The organism is Sphingomicrobium nitratireducens (genome assembly GCF_026157035.1).
GTDB lineage: Bacteria > Pseudomonadota > Alphaproteobacteria > Sphingomonadales > Sphingomonadaceae > Sphingomicrobium > Sphingomicrobium nitratireducens.
On sequence record NZ_JANJZA010000001.1, the window covers coordinates 562,205 to 586,611 of the forward strand.

Annotated in this window: 27 protein-coding genes; 13 read left to right on the plus strand and 14 right to left on the minus strand. The window is 66.3% G+C overall.

Going from position 1 to position 24,407, the window contains the following annotated elements; translation table 11 throughout:
- Window positions 1-3: 3 nt before the first annotated feature.
- Window positions 4-1,665, minus strand: coding sequence for a class I adenylate-forming enzyme family protein (locus NNY25_RS02790; protein ID WP_265569830.1), 1,662 nt, complete (start codon window positions 1,663-1,665; stop codon window positions 4-6).
- A gap of 61 nt (window positions 1,666-1,726) precedes the next feature.
- On the opposite strand from NNY25_RS02790, the gene lgt reads away from it, so the two are divergent.
- The 4 genes from lgt to NNY25_RS02810 are packed head-to-tail and all read left to right on the plus strand — an operon-like array spanning window position 1,727 to window position 5,649.
- Window positions 1,727-2,611, plus strand: coding sequence for a prolipoprotein diacylglyceryl transferase (lgt, locus tag NNY25_RS02795; RefSeq protein WP_265569831.1), 885 nt, complete (start codon window positions 1,727-1,729; stop codon window positions 2,609-2,611).
- Window positions 2,608-3,582, plus strand: coding sequence for a class I SAM-dependent methyltransferase (locus NNY25_RS02800; protein WP_265569832.1), 975 nt, complete (start codon window positions 2,608-2,610; stop codon window positions 3,580-3,582). Before lgt ends, NNY25_RS02800 begins: the two co-directional genes overlap by 4 nt.
- Window positions 3,579-4,349, plus strand: coding sequence for a peptidoglycan editing factor PgeF (gene pgeF, locus NNY25_RS02805; RefSeq protein WP_265569833.1), 771 nt, complete (start codon window positions 3,579-3,581; stop codon window positions 4,347-4,349). The genes NNY25_RS02800 and pgeF overlap by 4 nt, the downstream gene beginning before the upstream one ends.
- Window positions 4,350-4,383: 34 nt before the next feature.
- Entirely contained in the window at window positions 4,384-5,649 is a 1,266-nt protein-coding gene (locus NNY25_RS02810; RefSeq protein WP_265569834.1) for a cystathionine gamma-synthase family protein, read from the plus strand.
- Between the two features lie 133 nt (window positions 5,650-5,782).
- Here NNY25_RS02810 and NNY25_RS02815 read toward each other — a convergent pair whose 3' ends face one another.
- The 3 genes from NNY25_RS02815 to NNY25_RS02825 are packed head-to-tail and all read right to left on the minus strand — an operon-like array spanning window position 5,783 to window position 8,354.
- On the minus strand, window positions 5,783-6,448 hold the full coding sequence (locus tag NNY25_RS02815) for an HAD family hydrolase (RefSeq protein WP_265569835.1): 666 nt from the start codon (window positions 6,446-6,448) through the stop codon (window positions 5,783-5,785).
- Window positions 6,445-7,212: an NTP transferase domain-containing protein gene (locus NNY25_RS02820; RefSeq protein WP_265569836.1), complete on the minus strand. Its 768-nt coding sequence runs from the start codon at window positions 7,210-7,212 to the stop codon at window positions 6,445-6,447. The genes NNY25_RS02815 and NNY25_RS02820 overlap by 4 nt, the downstream gene beginning before the upstream one ends.
- Complete coding sequence (locus NNY25_RS02825; RefSeq protein ID WP_265569837.1) at window positions 7,209-8,354, minus strand: hypothetical protein; 1,146 nt, start codon at window positions 8,352-8,354, stop codon at window positions 7,209-7,211. Before NNY25_RS02825 ends, NNY25_RS02820 begins: the two co-directional genes overlap by 4 nt.
- Window positions 8,355-8,401: 47 nt before the next feature.
- Here NNY25_RS02825 and NNY25_RS02830 point away from each other — a divergent pair, with 47 nt between their 5' ends.
- Genes NNY25_RS02830 through NNY25_RS02845 form a run of 4 tightly spaced genes read left to right on the plus strand, consistent with a single transcriptional unit; the run spans window position 8,402 to window position 11,852 of the window.
- Window positions 8,402-9,511, plus strand: a complete 1,110-nt coding sequence (locus tag NNY25_RS02830; protein ID WP_265569838.1) for an MlaE family lipid ABC transporter permease subunit — start codon at window positions 8,402-8,404, stop codon at window positions 9,509-9,511.
- Window positions 9,511-10,320: an ABC transporter ATP-binding protein gene (locus NNY25_RS02835; RefSeq protein ID WP_265569839.1), complete on the plus strand. Its 810-nt coding sequence runs from the start codon at window positions 9,511-9,513 to the stop codon at window positions 10,318-10,320. Before NNY25_RS02830 ends, NNY25_RS02835 begins: the two co-directional genes overlap by 1 nt.
- The gene (locus NNY25_RS02840; RefSeq protein ID WP_265569840.1) at window positions 10,321-11,274 is read left to right on the plus strand and encodes an MlaD family protein; all 954 of its coding nucleotides are present in this window, start codon (window positions 10,321-10,323) and stop codon (window positions 11,272-11,274) included. It begins immediately after the preceding gene.
- On the plus strand, window positions 11,274-11,852 hold the full coding sequence (locus tag NNY25_RS02845; RefSeq protein WP_265569841.1) for an ABC-type transport auxiliary lipoprotein family protein: 579 nt from the start codon (window positions 11,274-11,276) through the stop codon (window positions 11,850-11,852). Before NNY25_RS02840 ends, NNY25_RS02845 begins: the two co-directional genes overlap by 1 nt.
- Here the strand turns inward: NNY25_RS02845 and pepN are convergent.
- Genes pepN through NNY25_RS02860 form a run of 3 tightly spaced genes read right to left on the minus strand, consistent with a single transcriptional unit; the run spans window position 11,849 to window position 16,401 of the window.
- Window positions 11,849-14,452: an aminopeptidase N gene (gene pepN / locus NNY25_RS02850; RefSeq protein ID WP_265569842.1), complete on the minus strand. Its 2,604-nt coding sequence runs from the start codon at window positions 14,450-14,452 to the stop codon at window positions 11,849-11,851. The two genes, NNY25_RS02845 and pepN, sit on opposite strands and share 4 nt — an antisense overlap.
- Window positions 14,453-14,464: 12 nt before the next feature.
- Window positions 14,465-15,403 carry a DMT family transporter gene (locus NNY25_RS02855; RefSeq protein WP_265569843.1) on the minus strand — a complete coding sequence of 313 codons (939 nt, stop codon included), beginning with the start codon at window positions 15,401-15,403 and terminating at the stop codon, window positions 14,465-14,467.
- Window positions 15,400-16,401, minus strand: a complete 1,002-nt coding sequence (locus tag NNY25_RS02860) for a threonine aldolase family protein (RefSeq protein ID WP_265569844.1) — start codon at window positions 16,399-16,401, stop codon at window positions 15,400-15,402. The genes NNY25_RS02855 and NNY25_RS02860 overlap by 4 nt, the downstream gene beginning before the upstream one ends.
- Before the next feature lie 218 nt (window positions 16,402-16,619).
- Between NNY25_RS02860 and NNY25_RS02865 the strand changes: the two genes are divergently transcribed.
- Window positions 16,620-17,072 carry a thermonuclease family protein gene (locus tag NNY25_RS02865; RefSeq protein ID WP_265569845.1) on the plus strand — a complete coding sequence of 151 codons (453 nt, stop codon included), beginning with the start codon at window positions 16,620-16,622 and terminating at the stop codon, window positions 17,070-17,072.
- Window positions 17,072-17,842 (plus strand): polyphosphate kinase 2, encoded by a 771-nt coding sequence (gene ppk2, locus NNY25_RS02870; RefSeq protein WP_265569846.1) that lies wholly within the window; start codon window positions 17,072-17,074, stop codon window positions 17,840-17,842. The genes NNY25_RS02865 and ppk2 overlap by 1 nt, the downstream gene beginning before the upstream one ends.
- On the opposite strand, the gene NNY25_RS02875 is transcribed toward ppk2, so the two are convergent.
- The gene (locus NNY25_RS02875; protein ID WP_265569847.1) at window positions 17,839-18,063 is read right to left on the minus strand and encodes a hypothetical protein; all 225 of its coding nucleotides are present in this window, start codon (window positions 18,061-18,063) and stop codon (window positions 17,839-17,841) included. The two genes, ppk2 and NNY25_RS02875, sit on opposite strands and share 4 nt — an antisense overlap.
- Before the next feature lie 118 nt (window positions 18,064-18,181).
- Between NNY25_RS02875 and NNY25_RS02880 the strand changes: the two genes are divergently transcribed.
- Window positions 18,182-18,463: a hypothetical protein gene (locus NNY25_RS02880; protein ID WP_265569848.1), complete on the plus strand. Its 282-nt coding sequence runs from the start codon at window positions 18,182-18,184 to the stop codon at window positions 18,461-18,463.
- Here the strand turns inward: NNY25_RS02880 and NNY25_RS02885 are convergent.
- Window positions 18,460-18,963: a DUF4440 domain-containing protein gene (locus NNY25_RS02885; RefSeq protein ID WP_265569849.1), complete on the minus strand. Its 504-nt coding sequence runs from the start codon at window positions 18,961-18,963 to the stop codon at window positions 18,460-18,462. The genes NNY25_RS02880 and NNY25_RS02885 overlap by 4 nt on opposite strands.
- Window positions 18,964-19,090: 127 nt before the next feature.
- Here NNY25_RS02885 and NNY25_RS02890 point away from each other — a divergent pair, with 127 nt between their 5' ends.
- Window positions 19,091-19,936, plus strand: a complete 846-nt coding sequence (locus tag NNY25_RS02890; RefSeq protein WP_265569850.1) for a hypothetical protein — start codon at window positions 19,091-19,093, stop codon at window positions 19,934-19,936.
- Here NNY25_RS02890 and NNY25_RS02895 read toward each other — a convergent pair.
- On the minus strand, window positions 19,933-20,088 hold the full coding sequence (locus tag NNY25_RS02895; RefSeq protein WP_265569851.1) for a hypothetical protein: 156 nt from the start codon (window positions 20,086-20,088) through the stop codon (window positions 19,933-19,935). The genes NNY25_RS02890 and NNY25_RS02895 overlap by 4 nt on opposite strands.
- Window positions 20,089-20,334: 246 nt before the next feature.
- Here NNY25_RS02895 and NNY25_RS02900 point away from each other — a divergent pair, with 246 nt between their 5' ends.
- Window positions 20,335-20,670, plus strand: a complete 336-nt coding sequence (locus tag NNY25_RS02900; RefSeq protein WP_265569852.1) for an HNH endonuclease — start codon at window positions 20,335-20,337, stop codon at window positions 20,668-20,670.
- 261 nt (window positions 20,671-20,931) lie between these two features.
- On the opposite strand, the gene NNY25_RS02905 is transcribed toward NNY25_RS02900, so the two are convergent.
- The 4 genes from NNY25_RS02905 to NNY25_RS02920 are packed head-to-tail and all read right to left on the minus strand — an operon-like array spanning window position 20,932 to window position 24,333.
- Window positions 20,932-21,975, minus strand: a complete 1,044-nt coding sequence (locus NNY25_RS02905; protein WP_265569853.1) for a ribonucleotide-diphosphate reductase subunit beta — start codon at window positions 21,973-21,975, stop codon at window positions 20,932-20,934.
- 51 nt (window positions 21,976-22,026) lie between these two features.
- Complete coding sequence (locus tag NNY25_RS02910) at window positions 22,027-22,203, minus strand: hypothetical protein (RefSeq protein WP_265569854.1); 177 nt, start codon at window positions 22,201-22,203, stop codon at window positions 22,027-22,029.
- Window positions 22,204-22,207: 4 nt separating this feature from the next.
- A complete protein-coding gene (locus tag NNY25_RS02915) occupies window positions 22,208-22,450 on the minus strand; it encodes a hypothetical protein (RefSeq protein WP_265569855.1) in 243 nt (80 codons plus the stop codon).
- A 14-nt stretch (window positions 22,451-22,464) separates the two neighbouring features.
- A complete protein-coding gene (locus tag NNY25_RS02920; RefSeq protein ID WP_265569856.1) occupies window positions 22,465-24,333 on the minus strand; it encodes a ribonucleoside-diphosphate reductase subunit alpha in 1,869 nt (622 codons plus the stop codon).
- Between the last annotated feature and the right edge of the window lie 74 nt (window positions 24,334-24,407).

Here is a 24,407-nt window from a genome sequence, read left to right on the forward strand (position 1 = left end):
GGCCTAGCCGGCATGGGCCGCCTTCAACGCGACGCGGTCGATCTTGCCGGTGCCGAGGCGCGGTAGCGGCCCGTCGGCGAAGATGAAGCGCTCGGGCACCTTGAAGGCGGCAAGCTTGGTCCTGAGGAAGTCGCGCAGATCGTCTTCCGAGATGCCTTCTGCGGAATGGACGACCGCGACCGGGACTTCGCCCAGGCGCTCGTCGGGCGCGCCGAACACGCAGACCTCGTCGACCTTTTCGCAGGCGTAGAGCGCGGCCTCGACCTCGGCAGCGGCGATATTCTCGCCCCCGCGCAGGATGATGTCCTTCTTGCGATCCACGATGAACAGATATTCGTCCTCGTCGAGATAGCCGATGTCGCCGGTGCGGAAATAGCCGTCCTCGGTATAGGCGGCCGCAGTGGCTTGCGGGTTGTCCCAGTAGCCTTTGATGGTCGCGACCGAACGGATCGCGACCTCGCCGGTCTCGCCCTTGGGAAGGTGGGCGCCGTCCTCCCCGAGGATAGCGATCTCCACGAACGGCACCTGCTCGCGGCCGGTCGACGTCGGCTTGTCGAGATAATTCTCGAAGAAGATGCCGCAGCCGACCGCATTGGTCTCGGTCAGGCCATAGCCCTGGATCGACTGCGCCTCGGGCATCTCGTCGGCCTGGCGCAGCACGTGCGCGGCCGGGCGCGGCGCGCCGCCCGAATTGATATAGCCCATCGAGGAGAGGTCGTAGTCGTCGCGCTTTGGATGGTTCATCACCTCCATCGCCATGGTCGGAACCCCGGTAAAATGGGTGACGCCCTCGTCCTGGATCAGCTGGAGCGCATGCTCGGCGTCCCACTTGGGCATCAGCACCAGCGCGCGTCCGATGACGTAGCTGGTGAGCATGACGGGGACTTCGCCGGTGACGTGGAACAAGGGGACCGAGACCAGCGCACGCAGCGGCAGGTCCTTGTAGCGCCCCTGGCTCTCGAGCACGCCCTTCAGCACCATCAGCGAGACGGTGTAGATATAGGCGGCCTGGCAGACCTGCATGTGGGTCGAGAGCGCGCCCTTAGCATCGCCGGTCGACCCCGAGGTAAATAGGATCGTCGCATCGTCATCAGGTGCGACGGTCGGCAGCGCGATCGCATCGTGCCCGCCGGTGAGCAGCGAGGAGAAAGCCTCTACGGCAGGCTTCGAAATGTCGACGTCGACCACCGCGATACCCAGATCGAGGCCCGCGACCATCTGCGTATGAGGCTTGGCGGCGATCACCATCGCGGGACAAGTGAGTTCGAGTGCGTGACGCAATTCCTCCTCGCGCCACCAGCCGTTGATGAGCGTCGCGACCCCGCCTGCCTTGAGGATTGCCTGGTAGGCGACGATCCACGCGGTGCAGTTGCGCATCGCGATGCCGATGCGGTCGCCTTTCTTGGTGCCGCGCGCCACCAACGCCTTGGCGAGCCGCGTCGACAGCGCGTTCAGTTCGGCGAAGGTCAGCCGCTCCTCGCCCGAAATGACCGCGACCTTGTCGGCGTTCATCATCGCGAAGGCGTCGAACAGCATGGGCAGAGTCGGCGGGAAGTTGGAGACGTATTTCTTGCCGTCCGGCGTCTCGGCCAGCTGGAGCATTCCGTCCGGCCCGGTCAGCTTCTCCAATACCGCTTCATATTGCTGATCGAGCGCACTCGGCATCCAACACTCCTTTGCCTTTGGGGATGTCCACCCTATGAGGCAGGGGAACAAGAGGGAAGCCATGACGAACGACCGTATTCAAAATGATGAAGGCATCGCCTTTCCGGACCTCGGTCTGGATCCGGTCGCCATCGATTTCGGCTTCTACGAGCTGCGCTGGTACAGCCTCGCTTACCTGGCCGGGATCGTCGTCGGCTACTGGTACCTGCTCAAGCTGCTCAAGCAGCCGGGCGCACCGATGGCGCGGCGCCACGCCGACGACTTCATCCTGTGGGCGACCTTCGGCATCATCCTTGGCGGGCGCGTCGGCTACGTGCTGTTCTACAACCTCGCTTACTACCTCGATCACCCGCTCCAGATCCTCAACCTGCGCGACGGGGGCATGAGTTTCCACGGCGGGGTACTCGGCACCACACTCGCGATCATCTTGTTCGCCCGCTCGCAGGGGCTCAACTGGCTGCGCGTCCACGACTATGTCGCCTGCACCGTGCCCTTCGGCCTGTTCTTCGGGCGGCTTGCCAATTTCGTGAACGCGGAATTGTGGGGCGCGCCGACCGACGTGCCCTGGGCGATCCGGTTCCCCGAATATCTCAACGGGCAGTGGATGCTCGGGCCGCCGCGTCACCCGAGCCAGCTTTACGAGGCGGGGCTCGAGGGCATCCTCCTGTTCCTGATCCTCGCCTTCATGTTCTGGCGAACCGACGCGCGCTACCAGCCGGGCAAGCTCGTCGGTGCGTTCATCTTCTTCTACGGAGCGTTCCGCTTCGGGCTTGAATATATCCGCGAGGCCGACGCGCACCTATCCGACTTCGCGATGGCGACGGGGCTGCACATGGGCCAGTGGCTGAGCCTGCCGATGATCCTGGGCGGCCTCTACCTGATGGCGACCGCCAAGGGCCGTCGCGTGCGGGTGGAGCCTACGGTCGGCACGCAAAGCGTGGCATGAGCCTTCAGGACACGCTGAAGGCCGAAATCGAGCGCGACGGGCCGGTCGGCATCGACCGCTGGATGACCGCCTGCAACCAGCATTATTACGGCACGCGCGATCCGCTCGGGCAGGAGGGCGATTTCACCACCGCGCCCGAAATCAGCCAGATGTTCGGCGAACTGGTTGGCGCGGCGCTGGCCGATGCGTGGCTGCGCGCCGGGGCGCCGGTTGAGGCGGTCTATGCCGAGCTCGGCCCGGGTCGAGGGACGCTCGCGTCAGACGCGCTGCGCCTGCTGGCCAAGGCACGGTTCGAGGGCGGGAAACACCTTGTCGAGACCAGCCCGGTGCTCCGCGAGATGCAGGCCAAAGCGGTGCCGGGCGCGGTGCATCACGTGTCTATCGAGGACTTGCCCACGCGCCCTCTCCTGTGCGTCGCCAACGAATTTTTCGACGCGCTGCCGACCCGCCAATTCGGCCCCGAAGGCGAGCGCAAGGTGCAGGTCGAGGCCGGCCGATTCACCTATACCACCTCGCATGTCGACCGCGAGGAAAGTCCCGAACGCGAGGCGACGATGGCTTCGCTCGCGCGGCATCTCGTCGCCAATGGCGGCGTCGCGCTCGTCATCGATTACGGATTCTGGGAAGGCGGCGCGGACACGCTCCAGGCGATGCGCGCGCACGATCATGCCGACCCGCTCGCCGACCCGGGCGAGAACGACCTCACCACCCATGTCGATTTCGGCGCGCTGGCGAAGGCGGCTGCAGGCGAGGGCGCGTCGCTCACCCGCATGATCGCGCAGGGCAGCTGGCTCGAAAATCTCGGCATCGGCGCGCGCGCGATGGCGCTGGCGGCGGCCAACCCGGATCGCACCGAGGCGATCGCCGCCGACCGCCGCCGCCTGTGCGACGAGGCGCAGATGGGAACCCTGTTCAAGGTGATGGCCGTCCACGCGCCCGGCTGGCCCGCACCAGCGGGCTTTCCGGCATGAACCTCGACATCGTCACCGCGCCCACGCTCGGCGTCCCACACGGCTTTTTCGGCCATACGGGCGGCCTGTCGGCGGGCGCGGTCGCGGGGCTCAATTGCGGGTTCGGGGCCAAAGACGATCCCGAGATGGTGCGCGCCAATCGCCGCCTCGCCGCCGACGCGCTGATCGCAGGGGCGCCGCTCGCCTCGGTCCATCAGGTGCACAGCGCAACCTGCGTCGTCGCGACCGAACCGTGGCCGATCGAAGAGCGCCCGCATGCCGACGCGCTGGTCACCGACCGGCCCGGCCTCCTGCTGGGCATCGTCACCGCCGACTGCGCGCCGGTGCTGCTCGCCGACACCGAGGCAGGCGTCGTGGGCGCGGCGCATGCCGGCTGGCGCGGGGCCATCGGCGGGGTCACCGATGCCGCGATCGCCGCCATGCTGAAGCTCGGCGCGAAGATCGAACAGATCACGGCTGCGGTCGGCCCGTGCATCGGGCGAGCGAGCTACGAGGTCGACTACGCCTTTCCCGACCCGTTCCTCGCCGAGGACCCGGACAATGCGCGCTTCTTCCTCGAAGGACCCGCCGACAAGCCGCATTTCGACCTTGAAGCCTATGTCGCGGCGCGCGTCGCGGCGGCGGGCGTGCGCCAGGTGTGGGCCGCGGGGCTCGATACCTATGCGCTACCCGACCGCTTCTATTCCTATCGCCGCGCGACCCACGAGAACGCGCCCACCTATGGCCGCCAGATCAGCATGATTGGCCTTGCCCCTAAGACGCGCTAAGCCGCGCCCGACACTTTCCCCGAGGAGTTTTCCCGTGAGCAACGACACCAAGATCGGCAACCACCAGATCGACCCCGCCACGCTGATGATGGGCTACGGGTTCGACCCGCATCTGTCCGAGGGCGCATTGAAGCCGCCGATCTTCCACACCTCGACCTTCGTCTTCCAGAAGGCCGCCGACGGGAAGCATTTCTTCGAGGGCATCACCGGCAAGCGCCCGGGCGGCGCGGGCGGGCTCGTCTATTCGCGCTTCAACAATCCCAACCAGGAAATCCTCGAGGACCGCCTCGCACTTTGGGAAGGCGCCGAGGACGCGCTGGTCTTCTCGAGCGGGATGACCGCGATTTCGGTGCTGCTCCTCTCGATGGCGCGCCCGGGCGATGTGATCCTGATGAGCGGCCCGCTCTACGCGGCGACCGAGAGCATCATCATGAAGATCCTGCCGCAGTTCGGCATTTCCTATGTCGATTTCCCCGCCTCGGCGACGCGGGAGGAGATCGAGGCGAAGATGGACGAGGCCAAGGCCATGGCCGAGGAAAAGGGCGGCAAGGTTTCGCTGATCTATCTCGAGAGCCCGGGCAACCCGACCAACGCCTTGGTCGACGTCGAGGCGGTGCACGCCGCGCGGCAGGCCAAGCTGCCCGACGCGCCGATCGCGATCGACAACACCTTCCTCGGCCCGATCTTCGCCAAGCCGCAGGACCAGGGCGCGGACCTCAGCGTCTACAGCCTGACCAAATATGTCGGCGGTCACAGCGATCTCATCGCGGGCGGGATCACGGGCAAGAAGACGCTGATCGACAAGATCATTCCGATGCGCAACACGCTGGGCGGAATCTGCGACGCCAATACCGCGTGGATGCTGCTGCGAAGCCTCGAGACGCTCGAATTGCGCATGACGCGGGCCGCGGAAAGCGCGCGCGCGGTGTGCGACTTCCTCAAGGACCATCCCAAGGTCGAGCGGCTCGGCTATCTCGGCCATCTCGAGGAAGGCAGCCGGCAGAAGGATATCTACGATCGCCACTGCACCGGTGCGGGTTCGACCTTCTCGCTGTTCGTGAAGGGCGGCGAAGCGGAGGCGTTCCGCTTCCTCGATGCGCTGAAGCTCGCGAAACTCGCGGTCAGCCTCGGCGGCACGGAGACGCTCGCCTCCGCGCCCGCGGCGATGACGCATTTGTCGGTGCCCGAGGAACGGCGCCAGGCGCTCGACATCCAGGACAATCTGGTGCGCGTGTCGATCGGGATCGAGAAGCCCGACGATTTGATCGCGGATTTCTCGAACGCGCTGGACGCGATCTAGGCGCTGAAGGGGGTCAGGGCGGCCTGACCCCGTCGGACCTGTCGGCTTCGCCGCAGGCCGTCCGCGCTGCGCCGTCTCTCCGCGCTGCTAGGATTTCGCTGGCGAAATCTACGCTACGCTCGGCGGCTTGCGACTAGCCCCAATCCTCGATGCGCCAGCCCTGCTCCTTGGCGAGTTCCTCGAGCTTGCCGTGCGGGTTCACCGCGACCGGCTCGTCCGACCATTCGAAGACCGGTCGGTCGGTGACGTGGTCCGAGTAGAAGCGGACGTGTCCGCGCACGATTTCCGATTGGCTTTCCCAGTCGAGGATCATCGCCATCTTGGCGGGACCGTAGCAATTCTGGCCGTCGATCTTGGCATGCACTTCCTCGTCCAGCCCCAAGATGGTGTTGGTGCCGATGACATGGTCGAAGCCCATCCGCGCGCCGATTTCCTGGGCGTAGAAGCGGTAGCTCGCGGTCGCCATGACGACCATGCGCCCCTCGGCCTTGTCGCGCGCGATCGCGGCTCGGGCGCCAGGGCGGATATTGTGGGCGATCGTCTTTTCGGCGAAACTGTCGACCAAGGGTTTCAGCTCGGCCTGGCTGCGGCGGTGGCCGAGCAGCAGGCGGTGGTTGATCTCCTTGAGCGTTCCCCGGTCGATCAGCTTCGCGACGTAGGCGAGCATCGAGAGGATCACTAGCGGGAAGAAGACCAGCCTCAGCGGGTTGCGCCGCATCGCGCAGTGGATCAGGAACGGCGTGTAGGTCGGCCGCCGCGTAACCGTCTTGTCCATGTCGTAGATCGCAAGATCGGTCATGCTTTTCCTTCCAGGATGGCGGAGACGAGGTTGTGGTCGGCAGGCTTGTCGACATCGACCGCGGCCAGGGGATCGTCCATTTCGACCGCGCGCACAGTGAGGCCGAGGCGCTTTCCGACCGTATCGAGCGTCTGCTGGAGCGTCTTGAGGCGCAGCACCGCACCCATCAGGATGGCGGGGCCGAGCGCGCCGATCATCTTCCAGCCCTTCTTGCGGTCCTGCTCGACCGAGCGCCACAGCGCGACCGCTTCTGCTGCCTTGGGACTGGAGAAGGCGAACAAGTTGGCGCCCGAATAGGCGCCGCCGCGGAATTTGAGCCAGGTGCGCTGCGAGCCGGGCAGTCGCTGGAGGAGGTTGGCGCGCTCGACAAGACCGATGGCGACGTCGGCGCCCGCTGCCTTGGCCATGAAGTCGCCGAGCATGGCGGGCGTCAGCAGCGCGTGGTCGGCGGTCGTCACGAGTACGGGGAAACGGGTTTCCGGGTCCTTGAGTACGCGGTCGATGGTCGCCGCGATCGTCTCGTCCGACAGGCCGAGCTTGAGGCGCGCTTCGGCGGGCAGCGCTTCGCCGATCCGCTCCGGCTGTTGGGTGAGGACGCGAATCTGGCCGAACCCGTCCGCTTCGAGCAATGCGGTTGCGACCCGCGCCACCATCGGCGTGCCCGCGACCGGGATCAGCGGCTTCAGATCGGTGCCGTGCGCCGCGGCGAACGGGTCATGGCCGGGCCGTGCGCCCGCCAGCAGGATGGCAGTCCACTCGGTCAACGAATCCAGCTCTCCAGCTTCTGCCCGCGCAGGGACCGTCCCTCCGCTTGCGTCAGGCGCACGGCGGTAACGATCAGCGAGACCAGCGTCCAGAGCGCGAGCGATTCGAATGCGTGCGCGGGCAGGCCGACCAGCCAGCCGGCAGCGAGAATGAGGAGCCCGACGTTGCGCCCGGCCGCGACCAGGCGGACTGTGCCGTCTATCGGGCGCCAGCGCCTGAGCGGGAAGCCGAAGCGGGTGCGGAACCACAAGCGCGCAGCAGAGTCGGCGACCTGCCCGCCCGCCGTCACGAGTACCAGCCCCGAGAGATAGACGGGTTCGAAGGTCCCGTCGGCGAGCCCGTGTGCCCACCCGATCCACCACAGGGCCGGGACGAGAAGCCCGGACAGCATGCCGTGTAATGCACGCCAAGGAGCGGGGCGACCGATGACCCGCACCAGCCCGCGTCCCGCGGTGGCGGCGATCCCGGAGAGGACGCCGAACAGCAGGCCCGCGCCGAACCACCCTTCCCAGAAGAACAAGGCGGCCAGCGCGGCGAGCGCCAGTCCGATCAGCGTCATGCCGGCCGGGCCGATTCCGGCAATCGCGCTCCAGCGCGCGAGGTGGAAGGCGGGACCGGCGCGCAGCAAGTTGGTGACCACGTCGGTAACGGGATCGCACCCGGCCACGAACGCGGCCTTGCCCGCCGCGATGCGCTCTTCCTCCTCGAGCGGCATCACGAACCGGCGCGGATGATCGGCCGGCGTCAGGATGTCCATGCCGAGATCGGGGACGAGACGATCCTGCGCCATCGCCGTCATCACCGCTTCGCGCTCCGCCGGCCTTGTGCAGTGGGCGAGCACGATGCGCTCGTTGGCGACGAGGACGCGCCCCCGCTGTTCGAGCAGGATCGGAAGCCAGGCCGGGTCCCACACGAAGTCCATGTCCGCGAGGACGACCGAGCGGCCTCCCTCGTCCGACAGGCGGTCGGCTCGTCCCGGGTCCATTCCCGCCGCCGCGGCGAGACGATAGGCACGGGTCGCGGCGTGCTGGCCGAACAGGTGCACCGGGTTCTCGCCGACGGGCACGAACAAGGCGGGGCGGGCGTCTGCGTCCTCGTTCGATGCCTGCGCGAGCGGCTGGCGGCCGTTTTCCTTCTTCACCGCTTGGTCTTGTCCCGGGCTTCGCTTTCGCGCAAGGGTTGGCTCGCATGGGGGAAGAGACAACCCGCGACCCCGCCGGAAGCACATCCGGCGGCAGGATCGATATCCATGGCCCGCTGACCATCTCGCGGGCCGGGACGGTCGAACGCGACATCGAGCACGCTGCCGATCCGCTGGTCATCGACGTGACCAACGTCGACCATATGGACACGGTCGGTGCCTGGCTGCTCCACCGGGCGGTGCGCGACCGGAACGCGACCATTGCCGGGGCGCACGACGAGATCACGGCGCTGATGAAGCAGGTCGCCGATGCCGACCGGGCCGAACCCAAGATCCACGAGGACCCGCCGATCACGCCCAGGAAGCTGATCGAGGATCTCGGTCGCTGGACGATCGAGTTCGGGTTCCACATGGTGCGGCTCATTGGCTTCTTCGGCGCGGTGTTGCTGGCGATCGCGCACGTCATGCGCCGCCCCAAGAAATTTCGCTTCAACGCGGTCGTGCAGCGCTTCGACCTCGTCGGGGTGCGCGCGCTCGGAATCATCGGGCTGATGAGCTTTCTGATCGGCATCGTCGTCGGCCAGCAGGGGTCGGTCCAGCTCCAGCAGTTCGGCGCCGAGGTCTACACGATCAACCTGATCGGTCGCATCACGGTGCGCGAACTGGGCACCCTGATGACCGCGATCATGGTCGCGGGCCGTTCGGGCAGCGCGTTCGCGGCGCAGATCGGCACGATGAAGATCACCGAGGAGATCGACGCGATGCGCACGATCGGCGTCTCTCCGGTGGAGGCGCTGGTGCTCCCGCGCCTGCTGGCGGCGGTCGTCATGATGCCGCTTCTTGCCTTCTGGGCGATGTTCATGAGCCTGCTTGGCGGCGGCCTGTTCGTCTGGCTCGGGCTCGATATCCCGCCCTTGAGCTATATCCAGCGCCTACAGGAAGTGACTCCGTTGACCGACCTGTGGGTCGGCCTGTTGAAGGCGCCCGTATTCGGCTTCTTCATCGCGCTGGTCGGCTGCTTCCAGGGGATGCAGGTCGAAGGCAATAGCGAGGAAGTCGGCATGCGCACGACGACCGCGGTGGTCCACTCGATCTTCATCGTGATCGTCCTCGACGCGGTGTTCGCGGTCTTCTTCAGCCAGGTGGGGTGGATCTGATGGAGACCCCCAAGAACTGCATCCCGGTGATCGAAATCGAGGGGCTCAAGAATGCCTTCGGCGATCAGGTCGTGCACGAGAATCTGGATCTCACCGTCTGCCACGGCGAGATCGTCGGCGTGGTCGGCGGATCGGGCGCGGGCAAGTCGGTGCTGATGCGCTCGATCATCGGGCTCCAGACCCCCGTCGACGGATCGATCAAGGTCCTTGGCGAGAACATGATCGACCGCGACGAAGCCGAGGCGCACAACGTCCGGCGGCGCTGGGGCATCCTGTTCCAGAACGGCGCGCTGTTCTCCACGCTGACGGTGGCCGAGAACGTGCAGGTGCCGCTGCGCGAATATTTCCCCTACATCAAGGGCGCGCTGCTCGACGAGATCGCGGCCTACAAGATCATCATGGCGGGGCTGCCGGCATCGGCCGCGACCAAGTATCCGAGCGAATTGTCGGGCGGCATGAGGAAACGTGCGAGCCTCGCGCGCGCGCTCGCGCTCGACCCGGAACTCCTGTTTCTCGACGAGCCGACCGCGGGACTGGACCCGATCGGCGCCGCGGCGTTCGACGAGCAGCTGAAGTCGCTGCAGCGCAAGCTGGGCTTCACCGTGTTCCTCATCACCCACGACCTCGACACGCTCCACGCGATCTGCGACCGGGTGGCGGTGCTTGCCGACAAGAAGGTGATCGCGGTCGGAACCATTGAGGAATTGCTCGCTTTGGACCATCCTTGGATCCAGGAATATTTCAACGGCCCGCGCGGACGCGCCGTCCACAAGGGTCACGACGTACTGCATGGGGGGGCTGCGAGTTAGATGGAAACGCGCTCGAATTACGTGATGGTCGGGGCGGTCACGCTCGCCCTGATGATCGGTCTCCTCGTCTTCGTCGTCTGGCTGGCCGGCCTCTCGTCCAGCGCCAAGGCCTGTTACGACGTCTATTTCCGCCAGGGCGTGGCGGGCCTCAATCGCGGCTCGAACGTCAGCTTCGCGGGCGTGCCCGTGGGCGAAGTGGAATCGATCAACCTGCTGCCCGAGCGTCCGGAATTCGTGTGGGTGCGCATCAGCGTCAACGCCAGCACGCCCGTCCTCCAGGGCACGCAGGCGACGATCAACGGCGTCGGTTTCACCGGCGTGTCGGAAGTCGTGCTTGACGGCGCGGTCGAAGGCGCCAAGCCGGTCACCGAGCTGGGGCCGCAGGGCTGCCCGGTGATCCCGGCTGGCACCGGCGGCCTGTCGGCGGTGCTCGACAGCGCGCCCGAACTGATCGACCGTATCCAGCGCCTGACCGAGCGGCTGACCGAACTGCTCAGCGACGAGAACCAGAACGCGGTCGCCGACATTCTCGACAATGTCGAGCGCTCGACCGCGGTGCTGGCCGATCGCGCACCCGACCTTGCCGACGCCATTTCCGATGCGCGCGTCGCGGCCCGCCAGGCCGGGATCGCGGCCGAGAAGGTCGGCAACCTTGCCCAGTCGACGCAGGGCATGATCGACCAGGAGGCCAGACCCGCCATGGCCGACCTGCGACAAGCGATCGGCGCGGTCGAGAGCGCGGCCAACAACCTGGATTCCGCAGTCGGCGCGGCGCGACCGGGGCTCGAGAACTTCTCGCAGTCTACGCTGCCCGAGGCCGACCGGCTGGTGCGCGACCTGCGCCAGCTGACCGACAGCCTCAACGATTTCACGACCCGTCTCGACAATGACGGGATCGGGGGCGCGATGAAGCCCAAGAAGCTGCCCGACTACAAGCCCGGAAGGAACCGCTGATGCGCCTCATTGCCGTGCTCGCCTTGCCGCTTGCGCTTTCCGCCTGCCTGGGTGGGGGACGCGACCTGCCGGACACGCTCGCGACGTTGACTTCGACCGCGCCCGAAATCGAACCGGGCGCGCGGAGCGCGGCGCGCGAGGACGCCGTCACCGTGCTGCTGCCGCTCATCCCGCAGGCGCTCGACACCGACCGCGTGCCGGTCAAGGTCGGCGACACGGCGATCGCCTACGTGACCGATCTCGTGTGGGTCGACACACCCGACGTCCTGTTCCAGCAGATGCTCTCGGAAAGCCTGTCGCGGCTGACGGGGCGCGTGGTGCTCGACCCGGGCCAGGCGATGCTCAATCCCGGCCTGCGCGTGACGGGCAGCCTGTCGCGTTTCGACTATGACAGCCGGTCGGGCGAGGTCGTGGTGCGCTACGATGCCGCGATCGCTCGTTCGGACGGCACCGCGGTCGAGACACGGCGCTTCGAAGCGCGCCGTCCCGCCGATGGCATGGCGTCCGGAACCGCGGCGGCTCTCAACGAGGCGGCCAACCAGGTCGCGGTCGACGTCGCCACCTGGATCGGCGGCTAGGTCAGGCTCTTCGAGACCTGTTCGAACACGTCCTTCGAAAGTCCCGCCTCGCCCGCGATCCGCTCCAGCGCCTCGCGCATCAGCTGTGCGCGGCCCGGCTCGAACCGGCGCCAGCGGCCTAGCGGCGGGACCATGCGCGCGGCGACCTGCGGGTTGAGCTTGTCGGCCGCCACGATCATGTCGGCGAGCAACTTGTAGCCGCGCCCCGAGGCGTGGTGGAACACCCACTGGTTGGCCGAAAAACTGCCGACCAATGCGCGCAGGCGGTTGGGGTTCTTCATCGAGAAATCGGGATGGCAGGCGAGCGCCTCGACCTCGTCGAGCGCGGCCTCGCGCTGCGCCATCGCCTGCAGCGCGAACCATTTGTCGAGGACAAGACTGTCCTCGCGATAGCGCGCGTAGAAATCGGCGAAGGCAGCGTCGCGCTCGGGCGCGTCGAGGCTCGCCAGCACGCCCAGCGCGTGGCTGCGGTCGGTCATGTTGTCGGCGGCATCGTAGTGCGCCTTGGCGAGGCGGGCGCCTTCGGCCGGATCGGCGGCGGCGAGGGTCGCCAGCGCGACGCCGCGCAGCTTGCGCTTGCCCATCCCCTCGCCCGACCGGTCGGCGCCCGGCGCGCCGTCGGCCTGCGCCGCGCGGAGCGGATCGGAGAGCGCCTCGCCAATCGCCTTGCGCAGCGCGTCGCGGGCACCGTGCACCTTGTCGGGGTCGATGCTGTCGAGCCTCTCGCCGATCATGCTCTCGGACGGGACGATCAGCGCTTCGGCCTTGAAGGCGGGGTCGAGACTGTCGTCGGCGAGCGTCGCGCGCGCCGCCTCGATGGCCGCATCGGTGTGAAGCGGCTCGCCGTCGATCGCCGACAGGAGGGCACGCATCATCAGGTCCTGCCCGGCCTCGTAGCGAGCGAAGGGGTCTGGATCGCTCGCGGCGAGCAGTTGCAGTTCGCGGTCGTCGCGATCGGTCTTGATCGTCACCGGCGCGGAGAAGCCGCGGTTGATCGACAGGAGCGGCGGCTCGTTGACGTCCTCGAAGGTCACCGACTGCCGGGTCTCGCCGAGCATGACGAGCCGCTCCTCGCCGATCGGCTCGCCCGACTGTTCGGACAGCAGCGCGACGCGCAGCGGGATCGCCATCGGCTGCTTGTCGGTCTGACCCGGCGTGTCGGGTACCTCCTGCTGCAGCCTGAGCACCGCGCGTCCCGATGCCGGGTCATGGTCGAGATGCGCCGTGACGGTCGGGGTGCCGGCCTGCGAGTACCACAGGCGGAATTGCGACAGGTCGGCGCCGCTCGCATCCTCCATTGCCTTGACGAAATCCTCGCAAGTCGCCGCTTCGCCGTCGTGGCGGTCGAAATAGAGGTCGGAGCCAGCGCGGAATTTCTCGGGGCCGAGGATGGTGTGCATCATCCGGATGAGCTCGGCGCCCTTGTTGTAGACGGTGGCGGTGTAGAAGTTGGCGATCTCGATATAGGATTCGGGACGCACCGGATGGGCGAGCGGGCCGCTATCCTCGGGGAACTGGACGGCGCGGAGCAGGCGCACATCCTCGATCCGCTTGACCGCTTCGGAGCCCATGTCCTGGCTGAAACACTGGTCGCGAAAGACCGTGAAGCCTTCCTTGAGCGAGAGCTGGAACCAGTCGCGGCAGGTGACGCGATTGCCCGACCAGTTGTGGAAATATTCGTGCGCGACGACGCCCGCGATATTGTCGAAGTCGCCATCGGTCGCGGTATCCTCGTCGGCGAGGATGTAGCGCGAGTTGAAGATGTTGAGGCCCTTATTCTCCATCGCGCCGAAGTTGAAATCGTCGACCGCGACGATGTTGAACAGGTCGAGGTCGTATTCGCGCCCGTAAACCTCCTCGTCCCACTTCATCGAATCCTTGAGCGCCTGCATCGCGTGGGCGGTCTTTGGCAGGTCCTTCTCGCGCACCCAGATGGCAAGGTCGACTTTGCGCCCGCTCATGGTCGTGAAGTGGTCGCGGTTGGCGGCGAGATCGCCCGCGACCAGTGCGAACAGGTAGGACGGCTTGGGGAAGGGGTCTTCCCACACGGCGTAATGGCGTCCGTCCTCCTCGTCGCCCGTCTCGACCTCGTTGCCGTTGGCGAGGAGGACGGGATGGCGCGCCTTGTCGGCGTGCATGGTTACGCGGTAGCGCGACAGCACGTCGGGCCGGTCGGGGTGGAAAGTGATGCGGCGGAAGCCCTCGCTTTCGCACTGCGTGCAGAGCAGGCCGCCGGACGCGTACAGGCCCATCAGCTGGCTGTTTTTCTCGGGCGCGATCTCGACTTGCGTCTCCACCGTCGCCTTGTCGCCCTCGATTGGCACGACGAGGTCGTCGCCGTCGAGCGTCCAGGCGGCGTCCTTCCCGTCGACGCGCACCGCGAGTGGGCGTAGCTCGTCACCCGCAAGCCGCAGCGGTTCGTCATGATCGCCGTTGCGAGTCACTTCCAGCGTGGCGGTGACGCGTGTACTTGCCGCGGAGAGGTCGAGGTCGAGATGGATCTCGGGCACCCACCAGCGCGGCGGCTCGTAATCCTTGCGGAAGATGGGGGCATGTTCGGGCGCGGGCGGCGCTTCCGGGTTCATTCGCGTATCGGCCATACCAGCACTCTCTCAAGCCGCGTCGGGATTGGTCACCATTTGCGGGCGACGGCGGGCCCGCATGGCTAGAACGGTGCCGCCAATCGCCAGTGCCGCGCCGCCCAATGACAGCGCAGTCCACTGGAAACCCTCGAACAGGGTCGAGAGTGCCATCGCGATGATCGGCACGATGGCGGACGAATAAGCGGCTTTGCCCGGACCGATGCGGCGCACGACCGGGTAATAGAGCGAAAAGCAGACGACGGACGCCGCCAGCGCGAGCCACAGCAGGCCGAGCCAGTATCCCACGCGCGTCTCGATGACGGGCGGGCCGGCGATGGCAAGGGCGATGATCGCGTCAAGGGCCGCGCCGATCGCCATCGCCCAGGCGAGCAGCGCGAATAGCGAGAGATGCTTCACCTGTTCGCGCGCCTGATAGACGTTGCTGACCGTCGCACCGGCCATCGCGAACAGCGTCCAGCCGATGCCGAGCCACAGACCATCGAGGTCGACATCTGGATTGGAGCGCCATTCGTGGAGAAACAGGAGCGCGATGCCGCACGCCGCGATGGCGCTGGCGAGGAGGAAGCGACCGGTCGGCTTCTGGCCGAGCACCGCCCAGGCAAGCAGCGCGTTGGGTACCATAAGCAGCGCGAACACGGTCGCGACGAGGCCCGAGGTGACATAATGTTCGGCCATGTAGACCGCGTTGAAATTGAGCGTGAACTGGGCGATCCCGACCACGCTTGCGGCGATCAGCAGGTCGCGGCTGGGCATCAGGCTATGACCCTTCCAGCGCGTGACCAGAGCCATCCCCACGGCAGCAATCATGAAACGGTAGGCGACCGACCATTGTGCGGGCACGACTCCCAACTGGTCGCGGATGACGATCCAGGTCGAACCCCAGATTGCGGTGAAGATGATGAAGGGAATGACGACCGTTTTCAGTCGGTCGGTGCCATCCTCGTTCACAGCGCGGCGATCGCGTCGGCGAGGCGCCGGACCGCCTCCATGTCCTGGTCCCAGCTGGTGACGAGGCGGATCTCGCCCGGTCCCCAGTCGTAGAAGTCGAACCCCTGGTCGCGAAGGCTGGCCGCTTCCTCCGCGCTCATGCGCACGAACAGTTCGTTGGCTTCGACCGGGAGGAAGAGCCTGTCGCCGCACGCCTCGGCCAGCGTCGTGGCGGCACGGTTGGCGGCACGGGCATTGTCCTTCCACACGTCGTTTTCCAGCATGGCGAGGATCTGGGCGGCGGCGAAGCGACCCTTGGACGAAAGGTGGCCGGCTCGCTTGCGCGCGCGGCGGACCTGGTCGGCCATGGCAGGGTCGAACAGGATCAGCGCCTCGGCGTTCATCCCGCCATTCTTGATGAAACCGAACGACAATGCCTTGGCGCCCGCGCGCCAGGTCAAGTCGGCCGGATCGGCACCGGTACTGACGACGGCGTTGGCAAAGCGCGCGCCGTCGATGTGGAAGGCAAGGCCGAGCCGCTCGCACGCCTCGCCGATCGCGGCGGTTTCGGCGGGCGAATAGGTGAGCCCGTACTCGGTCGCGTTGGTGATCGAGACCGCGCGCGGCTGGACCTGGTGGACGTCCTTGCGCACCCGCGCCACCGCTTCCTCGATGGCATCGGGCGAAATCTTGGCGCCGTCGCCATCGAGCAGGGTGAGCTTGGCCCCGTGGGTGTAGAAGCCGGGCGCGCCCGCCTCGTCCATCTCGATATGCGCATAGCGGTGGCACAGGATCGCGCCGTCGGGCGGGCACAGCGCCTGCAGGGCAAGGCAATTGGCCGCGGTCCCGGTCGCCACCCAAAGGGCAGCGACGTCGGTTCCGAACAGGTCGGAAAAGGCCCGGTCCATCGCCTGCGACCACTGATCGCCATCGTAGGCGGTGTCGAGCCGGTTGGCCTCGACGAGGGCGTCCATCACCGCAGGGCAGGCCGGGGCCGCATTGTCCGAGAAAAAGCTCATCGCGCTTCGCATGAAGGCTGGCCGCCGGATCGTCAACGCATGAAAAAAGGGCCGGCCTTGCGTTGCAGGGCCGGCCCGAGGAATGATCGGGAACATCATGAAGAAAGCGAGAAGCTTTCGAGAATGCTTGTAAACCTGCGTTGGTTAACATCTGATTTACGATGCGAGGGAGCGCGAAATTGGGTTGGGGGACGATCCGGACGGTGTTGCTAATGGTAGTGCTCGTCGCAGCGTACGCTCTTGCGACGCCGGGGATCGTGCCGGCCATCGGGCCGCTGGTCGCGGGGCGCGAGAGGGTCGAGGCGCGCTTCGTGCGCTGCGGTTCGGGGCCCAACCGCGCCTGCGTCCACGACGGCGACACGTTTCGCATCGACGGGCGCAAGATCCGCCTCCTCGGCATCGACGCGCCCGAACTGGCCGAGCCGCGCTGCATGGAGGAGAGGGCCCTTGCCGAACGCGCTACCGCGATCCTGCTCGAGGAACTCAACCGCGGACCGTTCGAGATGGTGCGCGACCGGCGCGAGGAGCGCGACCGCTACGGGCGCGAGCTGATGCGGATCGAGCGCGAGGAAGACGGGCGCACCGTGTCGATCGGCGACCGGCTGGTCGACGCGGGGCTCGCCGAGCCCTATCTCGGACGCAAGGCGGAATGGTGTTTCGGAGGTCGTTGATGAAGCGCGAAGTCTACGAGGAACTGCTCGAACCGCTCGAGCACGAGCTGGTCGCGATGGCGCATTGGGCCAAGGCGAAGGGCGAGCGCATCTGCGTGCTGTTCGAGGGCCGCGACACGGCGGGCAAGGGCGGGACGATAAAGGCGATTTCCGAGCGGCTCAATCCGCGCCAGTGCCGCACCGTCGCGCTGTCCAAGCCGAGCGAGACCGAACGCGGACAATGGTATTTCCAACGCTACGTCCAGCACCTGCCGACCGCGGGGGAGATCGTGCTGTTCGACCGCAGCTGGTACAACCGCGCGGGCGTCGAGCGGGTCATGGGGTTCGCGACCGAAGACCAGGTCGCCGCCTTCCTCGAAGCCGCGCCCAGGTTCGAGAAGATGCTGGTCGAGGACGGCATCCGGCTGTTCAAATACTGGCTCAGCTGCGACCAGGCGCATCAGGAGGAGCGCTTCGCCGAGCGGCTCGCCGATCCGCTCAAGCGCTGGAAGCTCTCGCCGATCGATGTCGCGGCGCGGACGCGGTTCGCGGATTACAGCAAGGCGCGCGAGGCGATGTTCGCGGCAACGCATACCGATTGGGCGCCGTGGACGGTGGTCGACTATAACGACCAGAAACTGGGGCGGCTGACCCTCATCCGCGACCTGCTCGACCGGCTGCCCGACACGCACGTGCCCGAAGAAACGATCGACTGGCCATCGCTGGGCCACGCGCCGCTCGACGAAGAATTCGCGCTGCTCAAGCCGATCGCGCCGTTTGGCGAGGACTAGGCGACGCGGCGGGCGGCGGCGACAGTGGCCGGCTCGATCCGGGGCGGTGCGTAGTCGGGAACGGGCGAATAAGTGGGCGGCAGCGGGCGGCGGCGGCGCTCGCGGCCGGCCATGCTCGAAAAGCCGAGCCCGACCAGCCGCATCACCGGACAACGACGCAGCCTGACAACAGCGGCAACGGCGCCAGCAGCAAGCGTCGCGACGAACAACCAGAAGGCCATTTTCCCCTCCCCGTGGTAGCGGACAGCTTCCCTCTAGCGCGCGAACATGACTCGGCGCAGTGGCGCGGGTGACAGTTCGAAGACTTGCGCGCGCCCCCGGTCACCGCGACAAGGGGGCATGGACATCGAATTTCTCGACCTGCTGATCTGGGTCAGCCTGTTCTGGCTCGGCTTCTCGCTGGGCAAGAAAAGCGGGGGCGGCGCGCCGATCGAGCCGCTCGATCCCGCGCGGCTGTCGAGCGACGCGCTGGCGCGGATCGACGCGCTGATCGCGCGGGGAGAGAAGCTCGAGGCGATCCGGGTGGCGCGGCAGGACGCGGGGTGCGGGCTGGCCGAAGCGAAACGCTTCGTCGACCTGCGTGCCCGCGCGCTGAGGCCCGGCGACCCGATCGAGCGCTAGTCGGCCTTGGGCGGGTAGGGGCTCACCGCGCCGTGGTCGTAGCTGAGACTCTCGGACAGGCGGAATTTTCCTTCCTCGGGCATCCATTGCCACACGTGCATGTAGCGCGCGCCGCCGGTCAGCTGCCACTCGCCTTCGTGAAATTCCCAGAAAGTGTGGGTGGCTTCCTCGAGCGCGCCCCAATCGCCCATCGGGCGGATCACGCGGGTGCCCGGGGTGAGGAGGCGGCGGTTCTTGTAACCCGGATTTTCGGTGCAGCGGCGGCGCACGCCCGACACCAGCGCCTCGCGGCTCTCCTCGGCAAGCCCTCCCTTGTCGTGGATCATGCGGAAGTCGGGAAGCATCTGCGCCTCGACCAGGTCGGGATCGCAGCCCTCGAACGCCCCCCAGAAGAGGTCGGCGTCGGCCTTCACGATCATGGCGCGCATCGCCTTGTACTCGGGGAAGGGCGCCGGCTCGGCGGCGGCGAGGGTGGCGAGAAGGGCAAGGCTGAGCGGCATCGACTGTCTCCTGAGCTACTGTATTGCTGTACTAGTACAGTATTGCCCCAAGGGCACAAGATCGTTCGCGCTTTCCCCGCGGGATTGATCCATGTTACTCCTGCGCAAACGGGAAAAGGGGGTCTCGATGCCTTATCGTCACGCGCACTGGTGGGTGCTGTTGTGCATCGCGGTCATCTTGGGCGGCTTCTGGCCGAGCTATTGGTCGGTGATCGGCACGTCGCGCTGGCAGTTCCACCTGCACGGGGTGATCGCCAGCGTATGGGTGCTGATGGTCTTCACGCAGAGCTGGACCGCGCATCGCAAGACGCAGCTCCCGCTCCACCGCGCGACGGGGCAGGCGAGCCTGTTCCTGTTTCCGTTCCTGATCGGCGGCCTGTTCGGCATCATCGACGTCACCGCCAAGAATTTCGTGGTGGGCGACGCGGCGGAAAATCCCGTGACGATGATGCACGGCCCCGCCTTCCTGACCGGCATGCTGGTCGCGGCGGCTGCCTACGTGACGCTCTATTATCGCGCGCTCAAGGAGCGGCGGAAGGTGTGGCCGCACGCGGGCTACCTGCTGGGCACGCCGATCATCCTGTTCGAGAGCCCGTTCAGCCGCCTGGTCGATATCCTGGGCGTTCCCGCCTTCGCGGTGCGGGGGCCCGAGGATTTCGGGAAGATCATGCCCTCGATCGTCTGGTCGGACGCGGTGGCGCTGGCCTTCTGCCTGATCGTCTACGCCAGGGTGGGGCCGCGCGCGCGGCCGTTCCTCGTCACGGGCGCGTTCGTCGGGTTGCAGATGGCGGTGATGGCGACGACCAGCGACGTCGCGTGGATCGCCGACGTGCTGCGCGTGGTGGGCGGAATCCCGAGCGTCGGCATGGTCGCGCTGGGCGTCGCGATCGGCGCGGCGACGAGCTGGCTCGGCTGGCAGGCGGGCAAGCGTCCGGCACCGGCGATGCCGCAGGCGGGTTCGGCGGTCGCCTAACGGGCGTCGGGGTCGAAGTCGCGGCGGCGCTGGGGCAGGTCGAAGCGTTCGAACAGACGGTCGATGAGCGGCGCCACCTCGTCGCGCCAGCGCGTGGCGACGAGCAGCAGCGGCACGGCAATCAGCAGCAGGACGATATACAGGTCGAGCATCACTTCCTCCCATGAATGGGCGGTGGGTATGCGAGAATTAAACACAGATCAGTAAACGTTAGGTAAACAGCCCAAGCCACCGAGCGCAGCGACGCCGACGCGGGACGCGTCGCCGGAGCAGCGCGAAGAGATGGCTTGCGGCCGGCCGGCGGGTCGGCGCAGCCGAACCCGTTCGACGAGGCAAGGCCGCCCTTGCCTCGGCCCCACGCTAACGCTTCCGAAAGCATCTCGGGGCAATGATTGGGCATGGGTATCCATCTCGACCTGATGCGTATCGCAGGCCGGTGGCGTCGCTCGAATGGCGAATTGCCGAGCGACCGCGAAGTCATCCGTCGCCGCGACGGCGACCATTGCTGGCTGTGCGGCGGCGCGATCCAGTTCGAGGCGCGGCCCAACAGCAATGCGGCCCCGTCGATCGAGCATCTCGTGCCGCTATCTCGCGGGGGAAGTTCGGCGCTGTCGAACAAGGTGCTTTGCCACGTCTCGTGCAACCGCGACCTGCGCAATCACCCGCTCGAGCAGAAGGAATTAATGCGTGCCGTGCGCCAGCAGAAGCGCCGCAAACGGTGGAGAGGGCGGTAAGGCGAAACGACTTGGTCGCTAACTAACCAACCAAGCTCCACATTTTGTTGGGGCCGTTCTTTCTCACTATATTCTTGTCCTGGAGAGACTGCGCTGCCCAACGCATGTCGTATTGCCAAGTGTAAAACAGGTCACCAGAGTTCCTGAGATCATCTTCGTGGTTTTCCCAGATGAACTTTGCGACTTCAGTAACCGTCGCGGGTCCGGAAGCGTGAAGGGCTTCCGTAACCCACGACTAAAGAGTTTCTTTTGTCGCCACCCTTACTCCGCAGCCCCCTCGAACATATCCGCCTCGCCCTCCGCTTCGACCTCTTTCGCGCCGGCCTTGGCCTTCATGCGGCGGTCGAAGTTGGTCCAGACGTCCTTCCAGTCGCCGCGCGTCGCGCCCTTGGAATATTCGGTCGCGCGGGTCTCGAAGAAGTTGGCGTGCTCGACGCCGTTGAGGAGCGGGGCAAGCCAGGGGAGCGGGTGCTCGTCGACCATGTAGATCGGCTTGAAGCCCAGCTGGCCCAGGCGCCAGTCGGCGATGTAGCGGATGTACTTCTTGATGTCCTTGGCGGTCATGCCCTCGACCGGGCCCATCTCGAAGGCGAGGTCGATGAAGGCGTCCTCGAGCCGCACCACCTTCTGGCAGCAGTCGACGATGTCGTCCTTGACCGACTGGGTCAGGCAATCGCGCTCCTTCACGAATTCGTGGAACATGCGGATGATGCCCTCGCAGTGGAGCGATTCATCGCGCACCGACCAACTGACGATCTGACCCATGCCCTTCATCTTGTTGAAGCGCGGGAAGTTCATCAGCATCGCGAAGCTGGCGAACAGCTGGAGGCCTTCGGTGAAGCCGCCGAACATGGCCAGCGTCTTGGCGATGTCCTCGTCGGTCTCGACCCCGAACTGGTTCATATAGTCGTGCTTGTCGGCCATTTCCTTGTACTGGAGGAAGGCCGAATATTCAGATTCGGGCATGCCGATCGTGTCGAGCAGGTGGCTGTAGGCCGCGATGTGGATCGTCTCCATGTTGGAGAAGGCCGCGAGCATCATCTTGACCTCGGTCGGCTTGAACACGCGGCCGTATTTCTCGTGGTAGCAGTCCTGCACCTCGACGTCGGCCTGGGTGAAGAAGCGGAAAATCTGCGTGAGGAGGTTGCGCTCGTGCTCGGTGAGCTTCTGCGCCCAGTCGCGGCAGTCCTCGCCCAGCGGCACTTCCTCGGGCATCCAGTGCACCTGCTGCTGGCGCTTCCAATATTCGTAGGCCCACGGATATTCGAACGGCTTGTAGGTCTTGCGGGCTTCGAGCAGGGACATGTCAGGCTCCGAGAGTGAAAAGGTTGGAGGTTGAAGTGAGGGAGGCGCGCATCAGGCGGTGCCTCCCAGGCCGATGGAAAAAACGAACAGGAAGAGGCCGAGTGCCACCGCCATCATCCCGAAGATGTGGCGTGGCGTGGCCTTCTCCGGCCCGCCGCCGCGACGGGCGAGGACGATCAGCCCGGTGACGAAGGCGGCGAGCGCTACGGCGAACATGGTCGTGTTCACGGCCTCATCTCCCAGCCGTCACCAGCACAAAGAGCAGTAGCCCCGCCATCGTCGCGAGTATGAGCAAGAGCGCGCCATAGAGCTTCACGAAGGTCGCGGCACGCGCAGAGCGCATCATCCGGAGCTGCCTCAGCATCCATCGCCGCTGCCAGCGCATCAGCGCCGTCGTGCGGAAGGTCATGCCCCAGCCGAGCGCCAGCGCTGCCGCGATGATGATCGTGGCGACCGGGGTCGAAACGGGGGGCATGGCGGTTCATCGTCCTACTGGCAGGCCAGGCACTCGTCGTAATCGGTGGTGGGCAGCTCGTACTTGGCGGCCTCGGGCGTGTTGTCCGCCTCGACCCCGCCCGCGAAGCCCGCGCGCTGCACCGATTTCGAGCGCAGGTAATAGAGCGACTTGATGCCCAGCTCCCACGCGCGGAAGTGGAGCATCAGCAGATCCCACTTGTCGCAATCGGCCGGGATGAAGAGGTTGAGGCTCTGCGCCTGGTCGATCATCGGGGCGCGGTCGCCGGCCAGTTCCAGGAGCCAGCGCTGGTCGATCTCGAAGCTGGTCTTGTAGGTCGCCTTCTCCTCCTCGGAGAGGAAGTCGAGATGCTGGACCGAGCCGCCCTTCTCGAGGATCGAGTTCCACACCTGGTCGCTGTTCTTCGACTTCTCGCTGAGCAGCGCCTCGAGGTGGGGGTTCTTGACCACGAAGGAGCCCGAGAGCGTCTTGTGGGTGTAGATGTTGGCCGGGATCGGCTCGATGCACGCCGAGGTGCCGCCGCAGATGATCGAGATCGACGCGGTCGGCGCGATCGCCATCTTGCAGGAAAAGCGCTCCATCGCGCCCATGTCGGCAGCGTCGGGACAGGGGCCGCGCTCCTTGGCGAGCATCATCGAGGCTTCGTCGGCCTGCGCGCGGATATGCTTGAACATCTTCATGTTCCAGCTCTTCGCCATCGCGCCTTCGAACGGGAGGCCGCGCGCCTGCAGGAAGGAGTGGAAGCCCATCACGCCGAGGCCGACCGAACGCTCGCGTTCCGCGCTATACTTGGCGCGCGCCATCTCGTCGGGGGCGCGGGCGATGTAATCGGACAGGACGTTGTCGAGGAAGCGCATGACGTCCTCGATGAAGCGCTTGTTGCCGCTCCACTCGTCCCAGGTCTCGAGGTTCAAGGAGGAGAGGCAGCAGACCGCGGTGCGGTCGGCGCCCAGGTGATCCTTGCCGGTCGGCAGCGTGATCTCGGAACACAGGTTCGAGGTCGAGACCTTGAGGCCGAGGTCGCGATGATGCTTGGGCATCGAGTTGTTCACCGTGTCGGCGAACACGATGTAGGGCTCGCCGGTGGCAAGGCGGGTCTCGACCAGCTTCTGGAACAGGTTGCGGGCGTTGACCTTGCCGCGCACCTCGCCGGTTTTGGGCGACTTCAATTCGAATTCGCTGCCGTCGCGGACCGCTTCCATGAACTCGTCGGTGATCAGCACGCCGTGGTGGAGATTGAGCGCCTTGCGGTTGAAGTCGCCCGATGGCTTGCGGATCTCGAGGAACTCCTCGATCTCGGGGTGCGAGATGTCGAGATAGCAGGCGGCCGACCCGCGGCGCAGCGAACCCTGGCTGATGGCGAGAGTGAGGCTGTCCATCACGCGCACGAAGGGGATGATTCCGCTGGTCTTGCCGTTGAGGCCGACCGGCTCGCCGATGCCGCGCACGCTGCCCCAGTAGGTGCCGATGCCGCCACCCTTCGAGGCCAGCCAGACATTCTCGTTCCACGTGCCGACGATGCCGTCGAGGCTGTCGGAGACCGAATTGAGGTAGCACGAGATGGGCAGGCCGCGACCGGTGCCGCCGTTCGAGAGGACCGGCGTCGCGGGCATGAACCACAGGTTCGAGATATAGTCGTAGATGCGCTGGGCATGCTCCTGGTCGTCGGCATAGGCCGAGGCGACGCGCGCGAAGAGATCCTGGAAACTCTCGCCCGGGAGCAGGTAGCGGTCGCGCAGCGTTTCCTTGCCGAACTCGGTGAGCTTTGCATCGCGCTTCGAATCGGTCGCGATCTTGAAGCGACGCTCATGCACCTTCTTCGAATCCGACACCTCTTCGGTGACGTCGTCGGCAGTGACGTTGGTTCCAGTCGAAAGGTCCATGGTGCTTCCCCGTGATTCGGTCCGGTCGGGACTCGATGTTCTAGCTTTGTTCAGCCGGTTTTGCGAGTCCGTTC

Bases quoted from the DNA above. Each gene is read 5' to 3' on its own strand.
- NNY25_RS02900 (WP_265569852.1), top strand. From the start codon at position 20,335: ATGGGTATCCATCTCGACCTGATGCGTATCGCAGGCCGGTGGCGTCGC.
- NNY25_RS02915 (WP_265569855.1), bottom strand. From the start codon at position 22,450: ATGCCCCCCGTTTCGACCCCGGTCGCCACGATCATCATCGCGGCAGCG.
- NNY25_RS02905 (WP_265569853.1), bottom strand. From the start codon at position 21,975: ATGTCCCTGCTCGAAGCCCGCAAGACCTACAAGCCGTTCGAATATCCG.
- NNY25_RS02840 (WP_265569840.1), top strand. From the start codon at position 10,321: ATGGAAACGCGCTCGAATTACGTGATGGTCGGGGCGGTCACGCTCGCC.
- NNY25_RS02885 (WP_265569849.1), bottom strand. From the start codon at position 18,963: ATGCCGCTCAGCCTTGCCCTTCTCGCCACCCTCGCCGCCGCCGAGCCG.
- NNY25_RS02815 (WP_265569835.1), bottom strand. From the start codon at position 6,448: ATGACCGATCTTGCGATCTACGACATGGACAAGACGGTTACGCGGCGG.
- NNY25_RS02830 (WP_265569838.1), top strand. From the start codon at position 8,402: ATGGGGGAAGAGACAACCCGCGACCCCGCCGGAAGCACATCCGGCGGC.
- NNY25_RS02790 (WP_265569830.1), bottom strand. From the start codon at position 1,665: ATGCCGAGTGCGCTCGATCAGCAATATGAAGCGGTATTGGAGAAGCTG.
- NNY25_RS02880 (WP_265569848.1), top strand. From the start codon at position 18,182: ATGGACATCGAATTTCTCGACCTGCTGATCTGGGTCAGCCTGTTCTGG.
- pepN (WP_265569842.1), bottom strand. From the start codon at position 14,452: ATGGCCGATACGCGAATGAACCCGGAAGCGCCGCCCGCGCCCGAACAT.
- lgt (WP_265569831.1), top strand. From the start codon at position 1,727: ATGACGAACGACCGTATTCAAAATGATGAAGGCATCGCCTTTCCGGAC.
- NNY25_RS02920 (WP_265569856.1), bottom strand. From the start codon at position 24,333: ATGGACCTTTCGACTGGAACCAACGTCACTGCCGACGACGTCACCGAA.
- NNY25_RS02875 (WP_265569847.1), bottom strand. From the start codon at position 18,063: ATGGCCTTCTGGTTGTTCGTCGCGACGCTTGCTGCTGGCGCCGTTGCC.
- NNY25_RS02845 (WP_265569841.1), top strand. From the start codon at position 11,274: ATGCGCCTCATTGCCGTGCTCGCCTTGCCGCTTGCGCTTTCCGCCTGC.
- NNY25_RS02835 (WP_265569839.1), top strand. From the start codon at position 9,511: ATGGAGACCCCCAAGAACTGCATCCCGGTGATCGAAATCGAGGGGCTC.
- NNY25_RS02895 (WP_265569851.1), bottom strand. From the start codon at position 20,088: ATGCTCGACCTGTATATCGTCCTGCTGCTGATTGCCGTGCCGCTGCTG.
- NNY25_RS02800 (WP_265569832.1), top strand. From the start codon at position 2,608: ATGAGCCTTCAGGACACGCTGAAGGCCGAAATCGAGCGCGACGGGCCG.
- NNY25_RS02860 (WP_265569844.1), bottom strand. From the start codon at position 16,401: ATGAGCTTTTTCTCGGACAATGCGGCCCCGGCCTGCCCTGCGGTGATG.
- pgeF (WP_265569833.1), top strand. From the start codon at position 3,579: ATGAACCTCGACATCGTCACCGCGCCCACGCTCGGCGTCCCACACGGC.
- NNY25_RS02890 (WP_265569850.1), top strand. From the start codon at position 19,091: ATGCCTTATCGTCACGCGCACTGGTGGGTGCTGTTGTGCATCGCGGTC.
- ppk2 (WP_265569846.1), top strand. From the start codon at position 17,072: ATGAAGCGCGAAGTCTACGAGGAACTGCTCGAACCGCTCGAGCACGAG.